The sequence below is a fragment of the Paenibacillus sp. 1A_MP2 genome, assembly GCF_052244825.1.
Taxonomy (GTDB): Bacteria; Bacillota; Bacilli; order Paenibacillales; family Paenibacillaceae; genus Paenibacillus; species Paenibacillus vandeheii.
Genome location: NZ_JBQQCS010000001.1, coordinates 6,038,486 through 6,054,786, shown reverse-complemented (window position 1 = coordinate 6,054,786; position 16,301 = coordinate 6,038,486). Strand labels below are relative to the sequence as shown.

The 16,301-nt window shown below is 46.0% G+C and carries 16 protein-coding genes; 13 read left to right on the top strand and 3 right to left on the bottom strand.

The features are described 5' to 3' along the window. Nucleotides 1-136: 136 nt before the first annotated feature. Entirely contained in the window at nucleotides 137-409 is a 273-nt protein-coding gene (locus tag ACTWJ7_RS29910) for an HU family DNA-binding protein (protein WP_024628827.1), read from the bottom strand. A 73-nt stretch (nucleotides 410-482) separates the two neighbouring features. Then, on the bottom strand, nucleotides 483-683 hold the full coding sequence (locus ACTWJ7_RS29905) for a cold-shock protein (protein ID WP_024628826.1): 201 nt from the start codon (nucleotides 681-683) through the stop codon (nucleotides 483-485). A gap of 408 nt (nucleotides 684-1,091) precedes the next feature. Between ACTWJ7_RS29905 and ACTWJ7_RS29900 the strand changes: the two genes are divergently transcribed. The 7 genes from ACTWJ7_RS29900 to mglC all read left to right on the top strand — a co-directional run bounded on the left by ACTWJ7_RS29900 (nucleotide 1,092) and on the right by mglC (nucleotide 10,936). Next, nucleotides 1,092-1,781: a tyrosine-type recombinase/integrase gene (locus ACTWJ7_RS29900; RefSeq protein WP_443146160.1), complete on the top strand. Its 690-nt coding sequence runs from the start codon at nucleotides 1,092-1,094 to the stop codon at nucleotides 1,779-1,781. A 565-nt stretch (nucleotides 1,782-2,346) separates the two neighbouring features. Further along, complete coding sequence (locus ACTWJ7_RS29895; protein ID WP_301880674.1) at nucleotides 2,347-4,113, top strand: response regulator transcription factor; 1,767 nt, start codon at nucleotides 2,347-2,349, stop codon at nucleotides 4,111-4,113. Nucleotides 4,114-4,130: 17 nt separating this feature from the next. Beyond that, complete coding sequence (locus tag ACTWJ7_RS29890) at nucleotides 4,131-5,927, top strand: cache domain-containing sensor histidine kinase (RefSeq protein WP_443146439.1); 1,797 nt, start codon at nucleotides 4,131-4,133, stop codon at nucleotides 5,925-5,927. Then, entirely contained in the window at nucleotides 5,914-7,134 is a 1,221-nt protein-coding gene (locus tag ACTWJ7_RS29885) for a sugar ABC transporter substrate-binding protein (protein WP_301880673.1), read from the top strand. The genes ACTWJ7_RS29890 and ACTWJ7_RS29885 overlap by 14 nt, the downstream gene beginning before the upstream one ends. 127 nt (nucleotides 7,135-7,261) lie before the next feature. Next, the gene (locus ACTWJ7_RS29880) at nucleotides 7,262-8,323 is read left to right on the top strand and encodes a galactose ABC transporter substrate-binding protein (RefSeq protein WP_024628820.1); all 1,062 of its coding nucleotides are present in this window, start codon (nucleotides 7,262-7,264) and stop codon (nucleotides 8,321-8,323) included. 73 nt (nucleotides 8,324-8,396) lie between these two features. Then, nucleotides 8,397-9,902 (top strand): sugar ABC transporter ATP-binding protein, encoded by a 1,506-nt coding sequence (locus ACTWJ7_RS29875; RefSeq protein WP_301880671.1) that lies wholly within the window; start codon nucleotides 8,397-8,399, stop codon nucleotides 9,900-9,902. Between the two features lie 14 nt (nucleotides 9,903-9,916). After that, nucleotides 9,917-10,936, top strand: coding sequence for a galactose/methyl galactoside ABC transporter permease MglC (mglC, locus tag ACTWJ7_RS29870; protein WP_094938618.1), 1,020 nt, complete (start codon nucleotides 9,917-9,919; stop codon nucleotides 10,934-10,936). Nucleotides 10,937-11,007: 71 nt separating this feature from the next. On the opposite strand, the gene ACTWJ7_RS29865 is transcribed toward mglC, so the two are convergent. Beyond that, nucleotides 11,008-11,343 (bottom strand): hypothetical protein, encoded by a 336-nt coding sequence (locus ACTWJ7_RS29865; protein ID WP_301880670.1) that lies wholly within the window; start codon nucleotides 11,341-11,343, stop codon nucleotides 11,008-11,010. Nucleotides 11,344-11,601: 258 nt separating this feature from the next. Between ACTWJ7_RS29865 and ACTWJ7_RS29860 the strand changes: the two genes are divergently transcribed. The 6 genes from ACTWJ7_RS29860 (at nucleotide 11,602) to lpxA (ending at nucleotide 16,265) form a co-directional block, all read left to right on the top strand. Then, the gene (locus ACTWJ7_RS29860; RefSeq protein ID WP_443146159.1) at nucleotides 11,602-12,687 is read left to right on the top strand and encodes a histidine kinase dimerization/phospho-acceptor domain-containing protein; all 1,086 of its coding nucleotides are present in this window, start codon (nucleotides 11,602-11,604) and stop codon (nucleotides 12,685-12,687) included. Beyond that, complete coding sequence (locus ACTWJ7_RS29855) at nucleotides 12,657-13,172, top strand: two-component system sensor histidine kinase NtrB (RefSeq protein ID WP_443146158.1); 516 nt, start codon at nucleotides 12,657-12,659, stop codon at nucleotides 13,170-13,172. Before ACTWJ7_RS29860 ends, ACTWJ7_RS29855 begins: the two co-directional genes overlap by 31 nt. A gap of 444 nt (nucleotides 13,173-13,616) precedes the next feature. Then, nucleotides 13,617-14,447: a UDP-3-O-acyl-N-acetylglucosamine deacetylase gene (gene lpxC / locus ACTWJ7_RS29850; protein ID WP_301880667.1), complete on the top strand. Its 831-nt coding sequence runs from the start codon at nucleotides 13,617-13,619 to the stop codon at nucleotides 14,445-14,447. Between the two features lie 20 nt (nucleotides 14,448-14,467). Beyond that, nucleotides 14,468-15,493, top strand: a complete 1,026-nt coding sequence (lpxD, locus tag ACTWJ7_RS29845; protein ID WP_301880666.1) for a UDP-3-O-(3-hydroxymyristoyl)glucosamine N-acyltransferase — start codon at nucleotides 14,468-14,470, stop codon at nucleotides 15,491-15,493. Continuing rightward, a complete protein-coding gene (locus ACTWJ7_RS29840; RefSeq protein ID WP_443146157.1) occupies nucleotides 15,490-15,747 on the top strand; it encodes a hypothetical protein in 258 nt (85 codons plus the stop codon). The genes lpxD and ACTWJ7_RS29840 overlap by 4 nt, the downstream gene beginning before the upstream one ends. Then, nucleotides 15,636-16,265 (top strand): acyl-ACP--UDP-N-acetylglucosamine O-acyltransferase, encoded by a 630-nt coding sequence (lpxA, locus tag ACTWJ7_RS29835; RefSeq protein WP_443146438.1) that lies wholly within the window; start codon nucleotides 15,636-15,638, stop codon nucleotides 16,263-16,265. Before ACTWJ7_RS29840 ends, lpxA begins: the two co-directional genes overlap by 112 nt. Nucleotides 16,266-16,301 lie beyond the last annotated feature (36 nt).

Genomic DNA, 16,301 nt, shown 5'->3' with positions numbered 1-16,301 from the left:
TCCGCGTTATTCTGGTCTGTCTGCTTGCCGGAATAAAAGTTAATGATATCATCAACCGTAGAAAACACGACATTTACATCAAAATGTTCATTGTGTGTTTGAATAAAAACCTCTTTTCCAATCCTGTTGTTGCTGTTTAGTTTAAAGCTTCTTTCATCGTTAATCCGGCTGTAAATACAGGAACCTTACCTGCTGGAAGTTGAATTTCCTTGCCTGTTCTGCGGCTCTTGCCCGTACGTGCTTCACGATTACGTACTTCGAATTTGCCGAATCCAACCAGTTGAACCTCTTTGCCTTCTTTCAATGCTTCCAAAATCGAATCCAGTACAACCGTTACGGCCTTTTCAGCGTTCTTTTTGGAGAATCCGCCGTTCTTGGCTACTTCTGTGATCAATTGTTCTTTGTCCATTTGTCATACCTCACTTTTCGTATTTGGTTGAAATAAAACAAAAAGCTGCCTTGTACAGGCAGCCTTAATATAATTAAACTTTAGTAACGTTCTCAGCTTGTGGTCCACGGTTACCTTGAGTTACTTCAAATTGGACGCGTTGTCCTTCATCCAAAGATTTGTAGCCGTCGCCTTGAATTGCACTGAAATGAACGAATACGTCTGTTCCTTCTTCAGTTTCGATAAAGCCAAATCCTTTATCCGCGTTAAACCATTTCACTGTACCTGTTTGCATGTGATTCCTCCAAAAAAATAAGTTTTTAAACGACCATTTTGAAAAGGCTAATTTAGAAAATCAACGCTAATCAGGTATATTCAAACCCACAGACTTGATGTCCGCTAATGTATCGATTAATATGATAATACCATGTCCGCTAATATAAGTCAAGATTTGGAGGTTTTTTCTATTGGATAAGGGATCTGGTACTTCGGTACAAGGAGAAATGGTTGTTCAGGAATTCATACATATACTTACGATTAAGGGAGAATTGACTCCCAAAACCTTGAAGGAATATGCGAGTGATTTGAAGCATTTTACCGAATGGTATAAAGGAAATAATTCTCGGGGGAAGGGATCTCATTCCAAATCGAGGACGTGCAGACATCGACTTTAGTCCGTTACCGGGAAGATTCACAAAAGGTAATGCAATTGAAACCATCTACCATTAATCGCAGATTGATTACATTGAAGCGTTTTTTCAAGTGGGCCGCCTCGGAATCCAGGATCATCAGTGATCCTGCCAAACCACTGAAATTCATTCCGGAAGACAAGGTTAGCCCGCGCCGAATGACTACCGAGGAAGAACAATCGTTCATATCTGCGGTTGAGAACGGCAACTCGCTTCGGGATCAGACCATCCTTACTCTCATGTTTCATACGGGTTTGCGAACGATGGAGGTATGTAATCTTGCTCCCATAGATATTGAATTGGGAAAACGAAGCGGGCAACTCACCGTGAGGGCCGATAAACGAAACGGTCAACGGAAAATTCCGCTGAACATGACGTGTATTGCGATGTTGAAGGCGTATATGGCTGGACTTGATCTGGATAGTCCTTACCTGTTTCCTTCCGAGAAAACCAGTGATCGCTTAACGGAGAGGGCGCTGCGCCATTTGATCAAAAAGGTGATGACCACAGCCGGACTGGAAGGGCTAAGTTCCCATGATCTTCGTCATCGGTTCGGATACGCTATGGCCGAGCATACACCACTGCATCGCTTGGCCGAAATGATGGGGCATACCAATCCCGATACCACCATGATTTACGTGAAGGGGTTAAATGCCAATCTATCTTCGTCAGTAGAAGAGGATGGAGAAACGGAATCGTATTAAAGCACATGCAGCAATTGAGCATGAGTGTACACAGCAGTGGATAGAACTGGACCTGAGCAGTTCCCTCTTGAAGAAGATTAACGCCCTAGCCCGCTGAAGTGGGTTAGGGCTTATTTATTTCCTGCGAACGACTTACATACCACTCGTCTTTGCCATTTTCATTGATTCGGGTATCCATCATTATCATGGCATAGGTTCCATTATGCTTTTCCCAAAACTGTATCGCCTTTGTATGATCTGGATGTAAAAGCAAGGCTGGCATGATGTCCCCTTTTCCAACATAGTTCTTCGTTCGTTACTATAATAGGCAGCGATGAAGGAAGATTGTTCTTTATGGGGAAGTGTGTTTAACGAATCCTCCAAGCTGTTGAACAGTTTCCATTCGGTGATATTCTCTTTCTCATCATGTTCATCCAGCGTGTCACGAATCGCTTCTTATCACCTTAAAAGTAAGCGGTTACACAATCGAATTTATATTGTATATTATGATGGCAACCTTGGATCATATCGACATATACGTTATTGCTTGGGCTTAAGGCCCCTTAAATAAAGGAGGAATCCGAACGTGTACCGGGTATTGCTGGTGGATGATGAAGAGGATGTACGCGAAGGGTTGGTCGTAGAGGTAGATTGGGAAGCGCTCGATTTGCGAATTGTTGGTCTGGCGGAGAATGGCCGGGAAGCCCTGGAGATGGCAGAGCGGGTGGACCCGGATATTGTGGTCACAGACATCAGCATGCCTTTTATGGATGGACTTGAACTTGCCAAAAGATTACGGGAGCGTAATCCGCTTGTGAAAGTGGTGATTTTGACCGGATATGATGAATTTGACTACGCCCGGCAAGCGGTCTCGCTGAGTGTGGATGAATATTTACTGAAGCCTTTCTCGGCGGGACATCTGACAGAACTGCTTACCAGATTGCGTGCGCAGATGGAGTCAGAAGTGGCTGAACGGGAAAATGTACAACAGCTGCGCGATCACTATTATACAAGCTTACCCTTGCTGCAGGCCGATCTGATGGCAACTTTGCTGCATCGGCAGAAATCGCCGGAATATATTCATGACAAAGCGAAGCAATGCGGACTGGATCTGCGCGGTGAACGGTATGGTGTCTCTGTATTGACCCTCCATATGGATGGAGAAGGGAAGAAAACGCCGCGGCGTGGGCAAGCGGAAACTTCACAGGCACGGAATGCTGAGATAGTGCAGCAAGGAGTGGATCGCGAGCCGTCTGATGCTGAACGTCAGAATACAATTGAACATAGACAAGGTACAGGACAGTCCTTGCTTCAATCGGAGGATGCGGAGTTGAAGCAATTCGCTGCGCTGAACATTGCAGCAGAAGTGTGGATGGAACACGAAGCCGGACATGCTTTTATGCATCAGGAGACGATTGTACTGCTTTACGTGGATCGCTGGGGTAGAGCAGAGGGGGAGAAACGCCAGCAGCAGGCACTCGAAAATGTCATGCGCAGCATTAACCACTATTTACGTATTCCCGCTACCGTAGGATCAGGACAGATTGTCAATACACTGGCGGGTGTAAAGCATGCTTATGAGGATGCACTGTTGGCGCTGGATTACCGACTTGTGCCGGGGACCGATCCGCTTATCTATATTGCCGATGTCGAGCGGCAGACGGCGGGCAAGCTTCGTTTTGACGAGCTGAAGCAGCAGGCGCTGACACGCTGTCTGAAGGCGGGAACGCAGACGGAACTGGAAGAAGCGCTGGAGATCATTTTCCGGGAAATTACGGTAGAGCATGGGCGAAGTGACATTCAGCTCTATTTAATTGAAGTTCTAACGACCGTCTGGAAGGCAGCTCAGGCATCAGGTGAGGCGATGGAGGACATCTTTGGGGCGGGGTTCCAGTTGTACGCCGATTTGTTCCGTTTACCAGGGTTGTCCGAGGCACAGAACAAAGTGCGGGAGGTTTGTCTGCTTGTACAACATCGCATCGCCAGCGGACGGCAGCATGTATACAAGGATATTGTGGAGCAGGCGTTATCATTTACCAAAGAACACTATGCCGATCCGGATCTGTCCATTCAGAAAGTATGCGGACATCTGCATATTAGCTCGGGTTATTTTTGTGGCATTTTCAAAAAAGAAGTGCAGCTCACCTTTCTGCAATATCTGATGCAGATCCGTATGGAAGCGGCCAAGGAACTGCTTCGCTCCACGGAGCTGAAGTCGTTTGAGATTGCAGGTCAGGTAGGCTTCGCCGAACCGAATTATTTCAGTTTTTGTTTTAAAAAGCATATCGGCATCTCGCCTAAAGAATATCGCAAGCAGGCAGCACTAACAGCTAATGAAGGCTCAATCCGATGAGTCCGTTTGCCGGATGGATGAGATCCCTTTGGCTTAGGCTGCGGTCCAGGTTGAGGTCATCGAGAGTCAGCAGTATCCGCTTTATTATTACGTGGTCCTTCTCCGTCTTCATCGTATTGGTGCTCACCATCATGGCGCTGCTGCTGCATGACAAATTCACACAGGCTGCGGAGCGAAGTGCGGAGCTGACGACGAGACAGATCGTGGACCAGGTCAGTTACAATCTGGAGGATTATGTTCGTAGCATGTCGCATCTGTATCGAGCTATCGAAGAGCATATGCTGCGGGATGGAACGTGGGAAGGGGATCAGGTAGACAAACAGCTCGACACGCTGCTTAGCAGCCGCGAAGATATCATCTCCATTACTTTGCTGGATTCGACAGGGCATTTGCTCAAGAACAGACCTTCAGCCGAATTAAAACCGAGTGCCCATGTGACACAGCAAGGGTGGTTTCAATCTGCGCTTAGAGTGCCGGATCACCTTAGTTTCTCGCTGCCTCATATCCAGAACATGTACACAGGCCCATACAAATGGGTCGTTTCCATGAGCAAAGGTATTACGATACGGCAAAATGGTCAGGATCAGCAGGTCATTTTGCTGGTGGATATCAACTTCAAACAGATGGATGAACTGAGCCGCCGGGTCAGTCTGGGGCAACGGGGATACGTCTATATCATCGACGAGAGTGCAGGTAATATCGTATACCACCCACAGCAGCAATTGATGTACATGGGGCTCAAAAGTGAAAATATTGAACAGGCTTTGGTTGCAACAGGTAGTTATGAAGATGAGGCGGACGGGCAGAAAAGGTTGAATTCCGTCAAGTCTGTCGCCAATATTGGGTGGAAGATCGTTGGTGTGGCCTATCTGGATGAGATCATGACGACCCGCCAGGAGGTTAATGGATATCTGATTTGGGTGCTGCTCGTTGTGTTGGTCTTGGTCATCCTGGTTTCGCTGTTCCTCTCTTCCAGTCTGACACGTCCAATTCGGCGCATGGAACGAAAGATGAAGGCTGTGGAACGGGGGGATTTCAACGTGGAGCTACCTATTGAAGGGCCGCTGGAAGTGGAACGTTTATCCCGTCGCTTTAACTTGATGGTTAATAAAATCCGTACCTTGATGAGTGAAATTATCCATGAACAGGAACAGAAACGGCGTCTTGAACTGGAAGCTTTACAGGCTCAGATTAATCCGCATTTCCTGTACAACACGTTGAATTCGGTCGTGCGTATGGTGGGCATGAGCCGGAATGAGGAAGTTATTACGATGATCACTTCGTTGTCCCGATTGTTTCGCATCAGTCTCAGTCAAGGCAAAACGATTATTACGGTCAGGGAAGAACTGGAGCATGCCCATCATTACCTGACGATTCAGCAAATGCGATTCAAGCGCAAATTCAATTTCAGCATGGATGCGGATGAGGACACACTGGACTGCCTGACACTTAAGCTGGTGCTTCAACCACTCATTGAAAATGCGATCGTGCATGGCATTGAATATCATATGGACGAGGGATGCATTGAGATTCGTGTATACCGGGAAGGAGACAAGCTGGTGTTCCGCATTACGGATAATGGGGTTGGCATGACGGAAGAACAGATGTCAAAACTCCTGGTAGGCAGTCCTATCGTGAAAAGTGGTGCAGGATCAGGTGTAGCTGTACGCAATGTACATGATCGAATTCAGCTCTATTATGGCGAGGCTTATGGTCTTGAATTCGATAGTGAGCTGGAAGAAGGTACAACGGTCTGGATTCGGATTCCGCTCCAATGGGAACGGGAGGAGGACGATGCTCATGATGAACAATAAAGGGAACAGCACGTGTGCCAAGCGAACCAACAAGGCGAATAAGATCAATAGAACGGACTGGATCGGGCATTTAGTTATGAAAATGAAACTCTGCGTCCGCGTGGAAATTATTCGCGTGAGAGTCCCTATACTTCGTTATATGTCCATTGCAGCAGCTATCTGCTGCCTGTTGTTATGTATGGCGTGTGGGTTGTCGAACGCTGATCCGACGGGGTCGCCGCCGCGTATTGCACTAATTACGCCAGCGGGAACAGGGGAACTTGCAGAAGCGATTCGTCTTGGGGCTGAAGCGGCTGCCAAAGAAGCGGGGGCGGAGCTGATTACGGTGGAGGCTTTTCCCTCAGAGGGGTTAACTTACGCGCCCTCTAACCCTGACTTCGCAGCAGGACAGGGAAAGGTCAAGCAAGAGCATTTGCAAAATGGAACTTATCCACTGAGCGAGCGTGAACAAGCTCAGGTCGATGCAGTCATGCTGGCACTGGAACAGGGAGCATCCGCCCTGTTGATCGATCCCTTGAGTGAGAAGGCACTAAGCGGCATCATCCAGAAGGCACAGACAAAGGATGTCAACGGAGTGGCCCTCCCCGTAATTTTGCTGAATGACGAGTTTCCTGTAAAAGGCATAACAAGTGTCATCTCGATGGATAACGTTGAGGCTGGACGGCAGGCGGGCGAGGCGATGGCTGTACTGCTGGGAGGACGAGGGCGCGTTGCCTTGCTCGGTCCTGATCCTGTAAATCCGGGTCTGATTAACCGAGAGCAAGGGGTAGAGGAATCACTAGCCCGGTATCCGGACATTCATGTGGAGACACAATCCGTGTGCAGCACCCGGGATGGTTGCTGGCAGGCGACGAAGCAACTGCTTGATCAGCGGCAGGTGGACGGAATAATTGCCCTTCAGGAACCTGCTTCTCTGGGTGCAGCGGATGAATTGAACCGGCGAATTTCCGAGAAAAATGGGAACAAGGTGAAGATTGTGGGATTTGGCAGTGAACAGCAGCAGTTAGAACAGTTACAGGAAGGCAGAATTCAACACTTGATTGTACAAAATGGATTCAGTGCAGGATATCTTGGCGTGAATCAGGCCGTTGCACGGCTGAACAATCAACAAGTACAAGCCAGAGTAACGCTGGAAACGAAGCTGGTCAGTACGGACAATATGTTCTGGATGGATAACCAGAAGCTGCTGTTTCCTTTTGTACAATGAAGACAGGAAGATAATTGAGGAAGATTTCGATAAAACAGAGGAAGATATTGTATTCGAATTTATTGTAAACCCTTTCATAATAAAGACATCGGTAAAGCCGAATGAACTTGGGGGAGGTCATTAGGATATGAAGAAAACGTGGATGACATTGTTGCTTACAGCATGTATGGTTGCGGCGGCGGGGTGCAGCAGTGGTGGAGACAGCGCAGGCGGAAGTACGGGAACAGACGCAGGAGGTCAGGCAGCAGGAGGAACAGAAACGCCGAAGATCGGTGTGGCGATCTATAAGTTCGATGATACGTTCATGACGGGGGTAAGGAATGCGATGACCGCAGCAGCGGAAGGCAAAGCCACACTCGATATCGTGGATAGCCAGAACGCACAGCCAACCCAGAATGAAAAAGTCGATCTGTTTGTATCCAAGAAGTACAATGCAATGGCCGTGAATCCGGTGGACCGGACCGCAGCAGGAGTCATTATTGACAAAGCCAAAGCGGCAAGCATTCCGGTGGTCTTCCTGAACCGTGAGCCGGTTGCCGAAGACATGAACAAGTGGGATAAAGTGTATTACGTTGGAGCCAAGGCGGAAGAGTCCGGCACGATCTCGGGTCAGCTCATTGTGGATTACTGGAAGGCTCACCCTGAGGCAGATAAAAACGGGGACGGCAAGCTGCAATACGTCATGCTGAAAGGCGAACCGGGCCACCAGGATGCTGAGCTGCGGACCAAATATTCCGTTCAGGCCATTCAGGATGCAGGTATCGAGGTAGAGGCGCTGGCGGAAGATACGGCGATGTGGGATCGGGTCAAAGGCCAGGAAAAAATGCAGGCGTTCCTCGCCTCCCATGGAGACAAGATCGAAGCGGTACTGGCTAACAACGATGACATGGCACTTGGCGCCATTGAGGCGTTGAAAGCAGCCGGATACTTCAAGGACGGCAAAACGATGCCGGTTGTCGGTGTAGATGCCACCGCTCCAGCCATTCAGGCTCTTCAGGACGGAACGATGCTGGGTACGGTGTTGAATGATGCCAAGAACCAGGGCGCAGCAACGGTTGCACTCGCTTCCGTACTCGCGAAGGGTGAGACGCCAACGAAGGAAAATACGGGTTATGACATTACGGATGGCAAATACGTCTGGATTGCATACAAAAAAATTACGAAAGACAACATTGCCGACGCCCAATAACAGCAGCAAACAGGGACGTCCGTCATGAGATGGCGTCCTTTTTTGCCGGGTTTACGGAAGGAGAGGATGAAAGATGGAATCACCTTACCTGCTGGAGATGGACGGAATATCCAAAGCATTTCCGGGTGTGCAGGCACTGAGTCAGGTCACATTGAAGGTAAAGCCGGGCACGGTACATGCGCTGATGGGAGAGAACGGAGCGGGCAAATCCACGCTAATGAAATGTCTGTTCGGTATGTATCGCCCGGATGAAGGAACGATTCGGATGGACGGCAATGAGGTGGAGATTCCGAGTTCGAAAGCGGCGCTTCAGCATGGCATATCGATGATTCATCAGGAGCTGAATCCGGTACCTCATCGACCGGTAATGGAGAACATTTGGCTCGGACGGTTTCCCAAGTGGGGACTGCTGGTGGATGAGAAACAAATGTATGCTGATACATTGGCCCTGTTCCAGGATCTCAATCTGGACATTGATCCCAAGGCTCTGGCCGGAACTCTATCCGTTTCCAAAATACAATCGATGGAAATCGCCAAAGCGGTCTCTTTTCAATCCAAAGTCATTGTGATGGATGAGCCAACGTCCTCGCTCACGGGCAAGGAAGTGGACCAGCTCTTCGCCATTATTAATCAGCTGCGCAGTCGCGGCGTGTCCATTATCTACATTTCGCACAAGATGGAGGAAATTCTGACGATCTCGGATGAGGTCACGATTATGCGGGATGGCTTTGTGGTGGGTACTTGGGATGCTGTCGATTTAACGACCGATCTGATCATTACGCGCATGGTTGGACGTGATCTGGATGAACGGTTCCCGGAACGGACGAATGTACCTGGAGAAGTGATTTTGAAGGCAGAAGGCTTAACCTCCAGTCAGCCGAATTCATTCCGGGACGTGACGTTTGAACTGAGGAAAGGCGAAGTGCTTGGAATCGGCGGCCTTGTTGGCGCACAGCGAACGGAATTGATTGAGTCGCTGTTTGGCTTACGCGGACTTGCTTCAGGTACGATATCAATTCATGGACGCAAGGTGAAGATCAAGTCGCCCGCCGCAGCGAAGCGCCATAACATAGCGCTGCTGACCGAGGAGCGAAGAGTCACGGGGATTTTTCCAGTGTTGTCTGTATATGAAAATACCATTATTGCGAGTCTCGGACGTTACCGGAATCGGATTGGTCTGTTAGATGAGAAGAAAGGCCGAGATGAGGCACATGAGCAGACTCAGAAGTTCAGAACCAAAACGCCTTCGGTTAACACGCTAATTCGCAACCTTTCTGGCGGTAATCAGCAGAAGGTGCTTCTGGCTAGATGGTTGTTGACTGACCCGGAAATTCTACTGCTCGATGAACCGACACGCGGGATTGATGTGGGCGCGAAATTTGAAATCTACACCATTATTACGGAACTGGCCCGCCAGGGCAAAAGCATTGTTATGATCAGTTCGGAGATGCCCGAACTGCTAGGCATGTCCGATCGAATTATGGTCATGAGCGAAGGACGGCTCACCGGAATCGTGGATGGAGCCGAGGCAACAGAGCAGGATATCATGAGGCTGGCCGCACAGCAGCGGATGGCTTAGTCAGGAGGGAATATATGAACACACAGGTTATCAATCAGGTGAAGCAGTATGTGGCGCAGCGCGCAATTTTTATTGTGCTGATCTTACTCGTCATTGGTATTGCCATTGCCGATCCACACTTTCTCGCTTTCTCTACACTTCGGGATATATTACAACAGTCCTCCACACGGGCCATCATTGCGCTGGGTGCTGCGTTTATCCTGGTAACAGGTGGGGTTGATTTGTCGGCAGGACGCGTCGTAGGTCTAACCGCTGTTGTATCGGCATCCATGCTGCAAATCGACGAATATGCCAATCGGTTCTTTCCCGATCTGCCACACTTATGGGTGGGATTTCCGATCATCATCGGGATCATCGCTGGTCTGGCGGTCGGACTCGTTAACGGCATCATTGTAGCCAAACTACATGTTCCACCTTTTATTGCCACACTGGGGACGATGGTTGCGGTCTATGGTCTGAACTCGATTTATTTTGATACGGAGCCCAACCAGTCACAACCAATTGGTGGACTGAGACCTGATTTTACCGTTATCGGATCTGGTTACATTGATCTTGGTGGTGGTTATTCCATTCCGTATATCGTATTGATTGCCATAGCAGTTGCGCTGATCTGCTGGGTGGTCTTCAACAAGACTCGCCTCGGGAAGAACATGTATGCCATTGGTGGCAACATTCAGGCTGCACATGTATCCGGCATTCATGTGGCACGCAACCTGATTGCGTTGTATGCCATTGCAGGTGCATTGTATGGACTGGGCGGTGTGCTGGAAGCCGCGCGTACGGGCGGGGCAACGAACAATTACGGTAATATGTATGAGCTGGATGCCATTGCCGCTTGCGTTGTGGGGGGCGTCTCCACTGCAGGTGGTATTGGAACGGTGCCTGGTGTTATGGCAGGGGTGCTGATCTTTGGGGTTATCAACTATGGTCTGACCTTTATTGGCGTAAGTCCTTACTGGCAGCTCATTATTAAAGGGTTGATTATTGTGGCCGCGGTGGCATTTGATATCCGTAAGTATATGGCAAAAAAATAGAAGTGTAGTAATAAAGCATAAGGCCAGCTTCCTGGAATGACAGGGGCTGGCTTTATGCTTATTTTTCTCTTTTAATGAAATACAGCCCATATTATTCCGTAAAGTGGAAAGATCATGACGCTAAAGATCAGCATGAAACCACCGACCTTGTAGGCCAACTTTGTACCATAGTGAGAATGATATTTGCGTGCGATCAAAACGGAAGATAACCAAAAGATTATAGCTACTATAAATGGAATGTGAAATCCTTGATGACCATTACTATAGATAGGCAAGTTCAATAGATTAAATAAATAGTGGCTGAGCTGTAGCTTTTCTGTGCCCCAGGGAAAATTAAAGGCCACCCCCATTGCGAGCACAAGCAAAGAAAGTGTCCCGATGCCTATCGGTTTTCTTTGTTGTATCATTCAATCCCTCCATATCTGGTGTGATATCCTAAATAAACCCATTAATGTATTGTAACATAGTGTTGGGCAATGTGATGTAAAATAGTTTCGCATTCTCCGTTTTCCTATAAACCGTTTGTCCTAATTTAATTATAAATTTATACATTCATGTGAATTTGACGAGCCTCCAAATATCGACAACATCAGCTAATCATAATCGATATAATACATGTAAATAGAATCCGGATGCGAGAATTATGTCAAAGGGGGCGTGGCTGTTTGCTGAGTTACACGATGAAAATGGTTATTTTCCCGCTAGGATGTCTGCTTGTAATGCTGTCCTCTTATTTTCTAGGGCTTACTTCCCATCTCGCGTTAATGATATGTGCTGGTGTGTTATTTGTAGCAAGTATATATGGGGAGAAACGTTATCCTGCACTGCGTAACGTCCACTGGGTCTTTCTTGGGATATTCCACTATTTCAGTGCATTGAACTGGTGCAATATGCTGTACTATCTGCTGATCATGTCGATGATTCAGGATAAACAACGCGTTGCCCAGACTTTGCCCATTTCGATGCTGCTTGTGCTCGAATATACAGTGATTCGGCTCACCTATGTACCGATAGATACATATAATTTGCTGGTATCCCTGTTTGACATGTTAACTGCGATAGTCATTATATTTTTGTATCATACCTTAATTAACAGCGAGGCAGAGAAGCGCAGACTTCGAGAGAAAAATGATTTTCTTACCCTCCATGACCCACTCACCGGGCTGCTGAATTACGAAGGATACATGGATGCCCTTAATAAAACGGTGGAGGAGCACCGCTCCTTTTTGCTGATAATTCTGAATATTCAGAATCTCAATGGGTTTGACAAAGAGGTCGAAGACAACTGGTGCAGCGTTATCAGAAATACGGGCGAGAGCATTACAAAACAATTTTCGGATTCGTACGGTATATCCCGTTATGCAGGAGATCGCTATGCAGTCATTTTGCCTGAGACACAGGACATTGAAGAACGCGTGACGTCACTCCTGTCAGGGGATTTGCGGGGGCTGCAGGTAAACTACAGTATTTCCCTCTATCCGGGAATGTCCGAGACGCTGCAGCACTTTATTACGGTGGCGGAGGACAGTTTATTCCAGCATCAGCGCAATAAATGGTTGAAAAACGAAGAGGAGGTCTTCCGTTCCGAAAGACTCCGGGCTGTTGGTGAACTGGCCGCTGGCATGGCTCACGAAATTCGCAACCCGCTGACGGCCATTCGCGGATTCCTGCAGCTGTCACGGGGCAGGCCTTCAATATCGCTCCTTGGTATGAAGTCATTATGGGGGAGATCACACGGGTTACGGAACTGACGGCTGAGTTTTTGCAGTTTTCCAAACCACATACCAATCACATGAAACCTGAACGAGTGGGGCATTGTCTCGAACGAGTCATGTCGTTAACTGAGTCGGATGCAGCATCACGGGGCCATCGAATCACACTTGAAATGACCGGTGAGCCAGTCGTGGTCAACATGGATCGGGACAAGATCGTACAGGTCCTGATCAACCTGATCCGTAATGCTTTTGAAGCGATGACAGACCCGGGTGAGGTGCATATTGATCTGCTGCATGATGGAGATAAGGCGCTTATCTCGATTAGCGATACGGGCAGCGGCATTCCGGAGAACTCTCTGGCCACGATCTTTAATCCATTCTATACAACCAAGGAAGAAGGTACAGGACTTGGACTGGCACTCTGTCAGAAAATCGCTCTGGACCATCATGGCAAAATCACCGTTCATAGTGAAATGGGGATTGGCTCTACATTCACCCTTCATTTACCTATTGGGGCATAATTCCAACTGAACTGCTCCCCGTCAAGTAGACAGTTAAAAAACAAAAAATGGTTCGTTTAGAAACCTTAGCTCAATGACGTGCTAAGGTTTCTTGTTATGCTGCTCTTCGCTCTTCTGAATTCGTTCGGAGACAGACCGCCGGTTATCCAAACTGCGACTTACACAAGATATGCTCTTTGTAAATCCGTACTTCAACTGGAGTCCTTTATACTCCATAAACGGTTTGTCCTACTTTTATTATAAAATTTTACATTCATGTGAATTTGAAGATCCTCCAAATATCGACAACATCAGCTAATCTTAATCGATATAATACATGTAAATAGGATCCGATGTGAGAATTATGTCAAAGGGGGAAGGCTGTTTAATGAGTTACACGATAAACTGGGTGGGCTGTTGCAATAGTTCAGTAGAATAATATTCAATTAAAACGGAGGGGATGCTATGTACCAAAAAACGATTCGTAGTAGCTTTACATTGGACGGCATTGCTATACATAGTGGGAATTTGTCAAAGATAACTCTGCATTCTGCACAACCAAACACAGGTATTGTTTTTAGAAGAGTTGATGTAGATCCATATGAAATTATTCAAGCTAAAATCGATAATGTATCCAATACGGAACGTTGCACACAGCTTAAAAACATGCATGGATACACTGTATCTATGGTTGAACATACACTGTCTGCTGTTCGAGGGATGGGCATCGATAACGTGATTATTGATGTTAATGGTGAAGAATTACCCATTTTTGATGGCAGCTCTACCGAGATTGCAACCAAGATTTCAGAAGTTGGCCATCTGCAGCAAGAAGTCAAAAAAAACTACCTTCATTTACAACAAAAAGTTAGAGTTGAGCACGGTAATTCTTTTCTTGAAGCTCATCCCTCCTCTATGGTCTCCTATTGCGTGTGTTTTAAAAATGAACATGAAATTGCCTACCTCTCGGATCAGACATCCAATTTTAATTTTATAGAAAACGATTACTTAACTGATATTGCGCCAGCTAGGACATTTTGTTTTGAAGAAGAAGTAATGTACTTAAGAAGCAAAGGTTTAATTCAAGGAGCTTCTTTAGAGCATGGAATAGTTATTGGTAAAAAGGAAATTTATCCCAACTTACGTTTTCATGATGAATTGTCTCGTCACAAGTTGCTGGATCTTATTGGCGATTTAGCTTTGAATCCTTCTTTTCATGCAAAAATCATAGGCTCGGGAACCTCTCATTTTTTGAACACTCTTTTTGCTCGAGAATTATTAAATAATCTAATCTAAATACAAAAGGAGACTATATCATGCCATGTAATTTATATGAAATTTCTGAACAGTTAAATGGGATTCTAATAGGTAATGGCAATGTCATTATAACGGGCGTAGGTTCAATTAATGCTGCTAGAGAGGGAGAAATTACTTTTGTTACGGATAAAAATCTAAATAAATTAGATAAATGTAATGCTTCAGCTTTCATTGTGCCAGAAACAACAATAATAAAATTTAAAGTACCTGTTATTAAGGTGAAAAACCCCAGACTCGATTTTATTCGCTTAATTGAAATGTTTAGTGAAAAAAACAAAAGTAGTGGTGTAGTATCATCAGAAACAATTGAGCCTTCGGTAACGTTAGGCTACAATGTGCAGATCGACGATTTCGCGGTAATTAAAGAAGATGTTTCTATTGGAGATCATACTATCATTTCCGCGCATTCATTTATTGGTAAAAATGTGACCATTGGAACGAATTGCTTGATACACCCTAATGTCACTGTGTTACATGATACTTTCATTGGAGATAACGTCATCATTCACTCAGGTGCAGTGATTGGTGCTGACGGATTTGGTTTTGAATGGGATGGGCAAAAACAAGTGAAAATCCCCCATATTGGAAATGTCATTATTTTTGATGATGTTGAAATTGGTGCAAACACGACTATTGATCGTGGAACGATTGATTCAACAACCATTGGTAAAGGGACCAAAATGGACAACCTTATTCAAATTGGCCATAATGTTCAAATTGGTGAGCACTGTATTATCGCAGGTACAAGTGCAATTGGGGGCTCATCGAAGATTGGTAATCGCGTCATATTGGCTGGTGGAAGTGCAGTTATTAATAATATTACCATTGGAGACTGCTGCGTGGTTTTAGCTAAAACCATGGTTACTAAAAACATGCCCGAGAACTCAACGGTGTCGGGATATACAGCTCGTTCACATAAGAGACAACTAAGAGAATCCGCTGCACTTTCCAGACTACCGAAAATGATAAAAAAACTAAATGAGAAGCTTGATGAACTTTCCAAAACAAAGGAAGGTGCTAAATGATACATCACTCAGCCATTATTCATCCTACGGCAGTAATTGGGGACAATGTCGAAGTCGGACCTTTCAGTATCATTGAAGAAAATTCGAAAATAGGTAGCGGGTGTAGGATTGGAAGTCACGTAATCATAGGGGTTAACACGATATTGGGGAGAATAACTATATTTCACATGGTGCAATTATCGGTTCAGACCCACAAGATAAAAGTTACCAAGGCGAAGAATCATATCTCATTATTGGAGATAATAATACCGTGAGAGAGTATGTCACCATATGTAAAGGCACACATAAAGGAGATTGTTTCACGAGAGTAGGAAGTAACAACTTTATTATGAATTATGCTCATATCGCACATGATGTAGTGATGGGAGATCACAACGTCATCGTCAATAATGTGCAAATTGGCGGACATGTTAATATTGAAGACTATATCACTTTTGGTTGTGGTTCTGGTGTACACCAATCATGTAACATCGGAAGGTTTGCAATGATTGGAGCCGGAAGTAAAGTTTCACAAGATATTATTCCATATTCTTTAGCAGATGGTACGCGTTCGTACATACATGGCATTAATATCGTTGGTCTAAGAAGAAATGGATTTTCAAATGAAGAAATAAGCACGATAAAAAAGATTAATACCATTTTATTTCGCCAAAAGCTAACTCTTGATCAATCTATTGAAGCAATAAACAACTTAACTCCTTCTGAATTTAAGGAACACACATTGAATTTTTTAAATAAATCTACACGCGGAATTGTACGAATGAAGCGATAAAATGGAAACGCCGCAAAGGTCCGGAATAAAACGGAA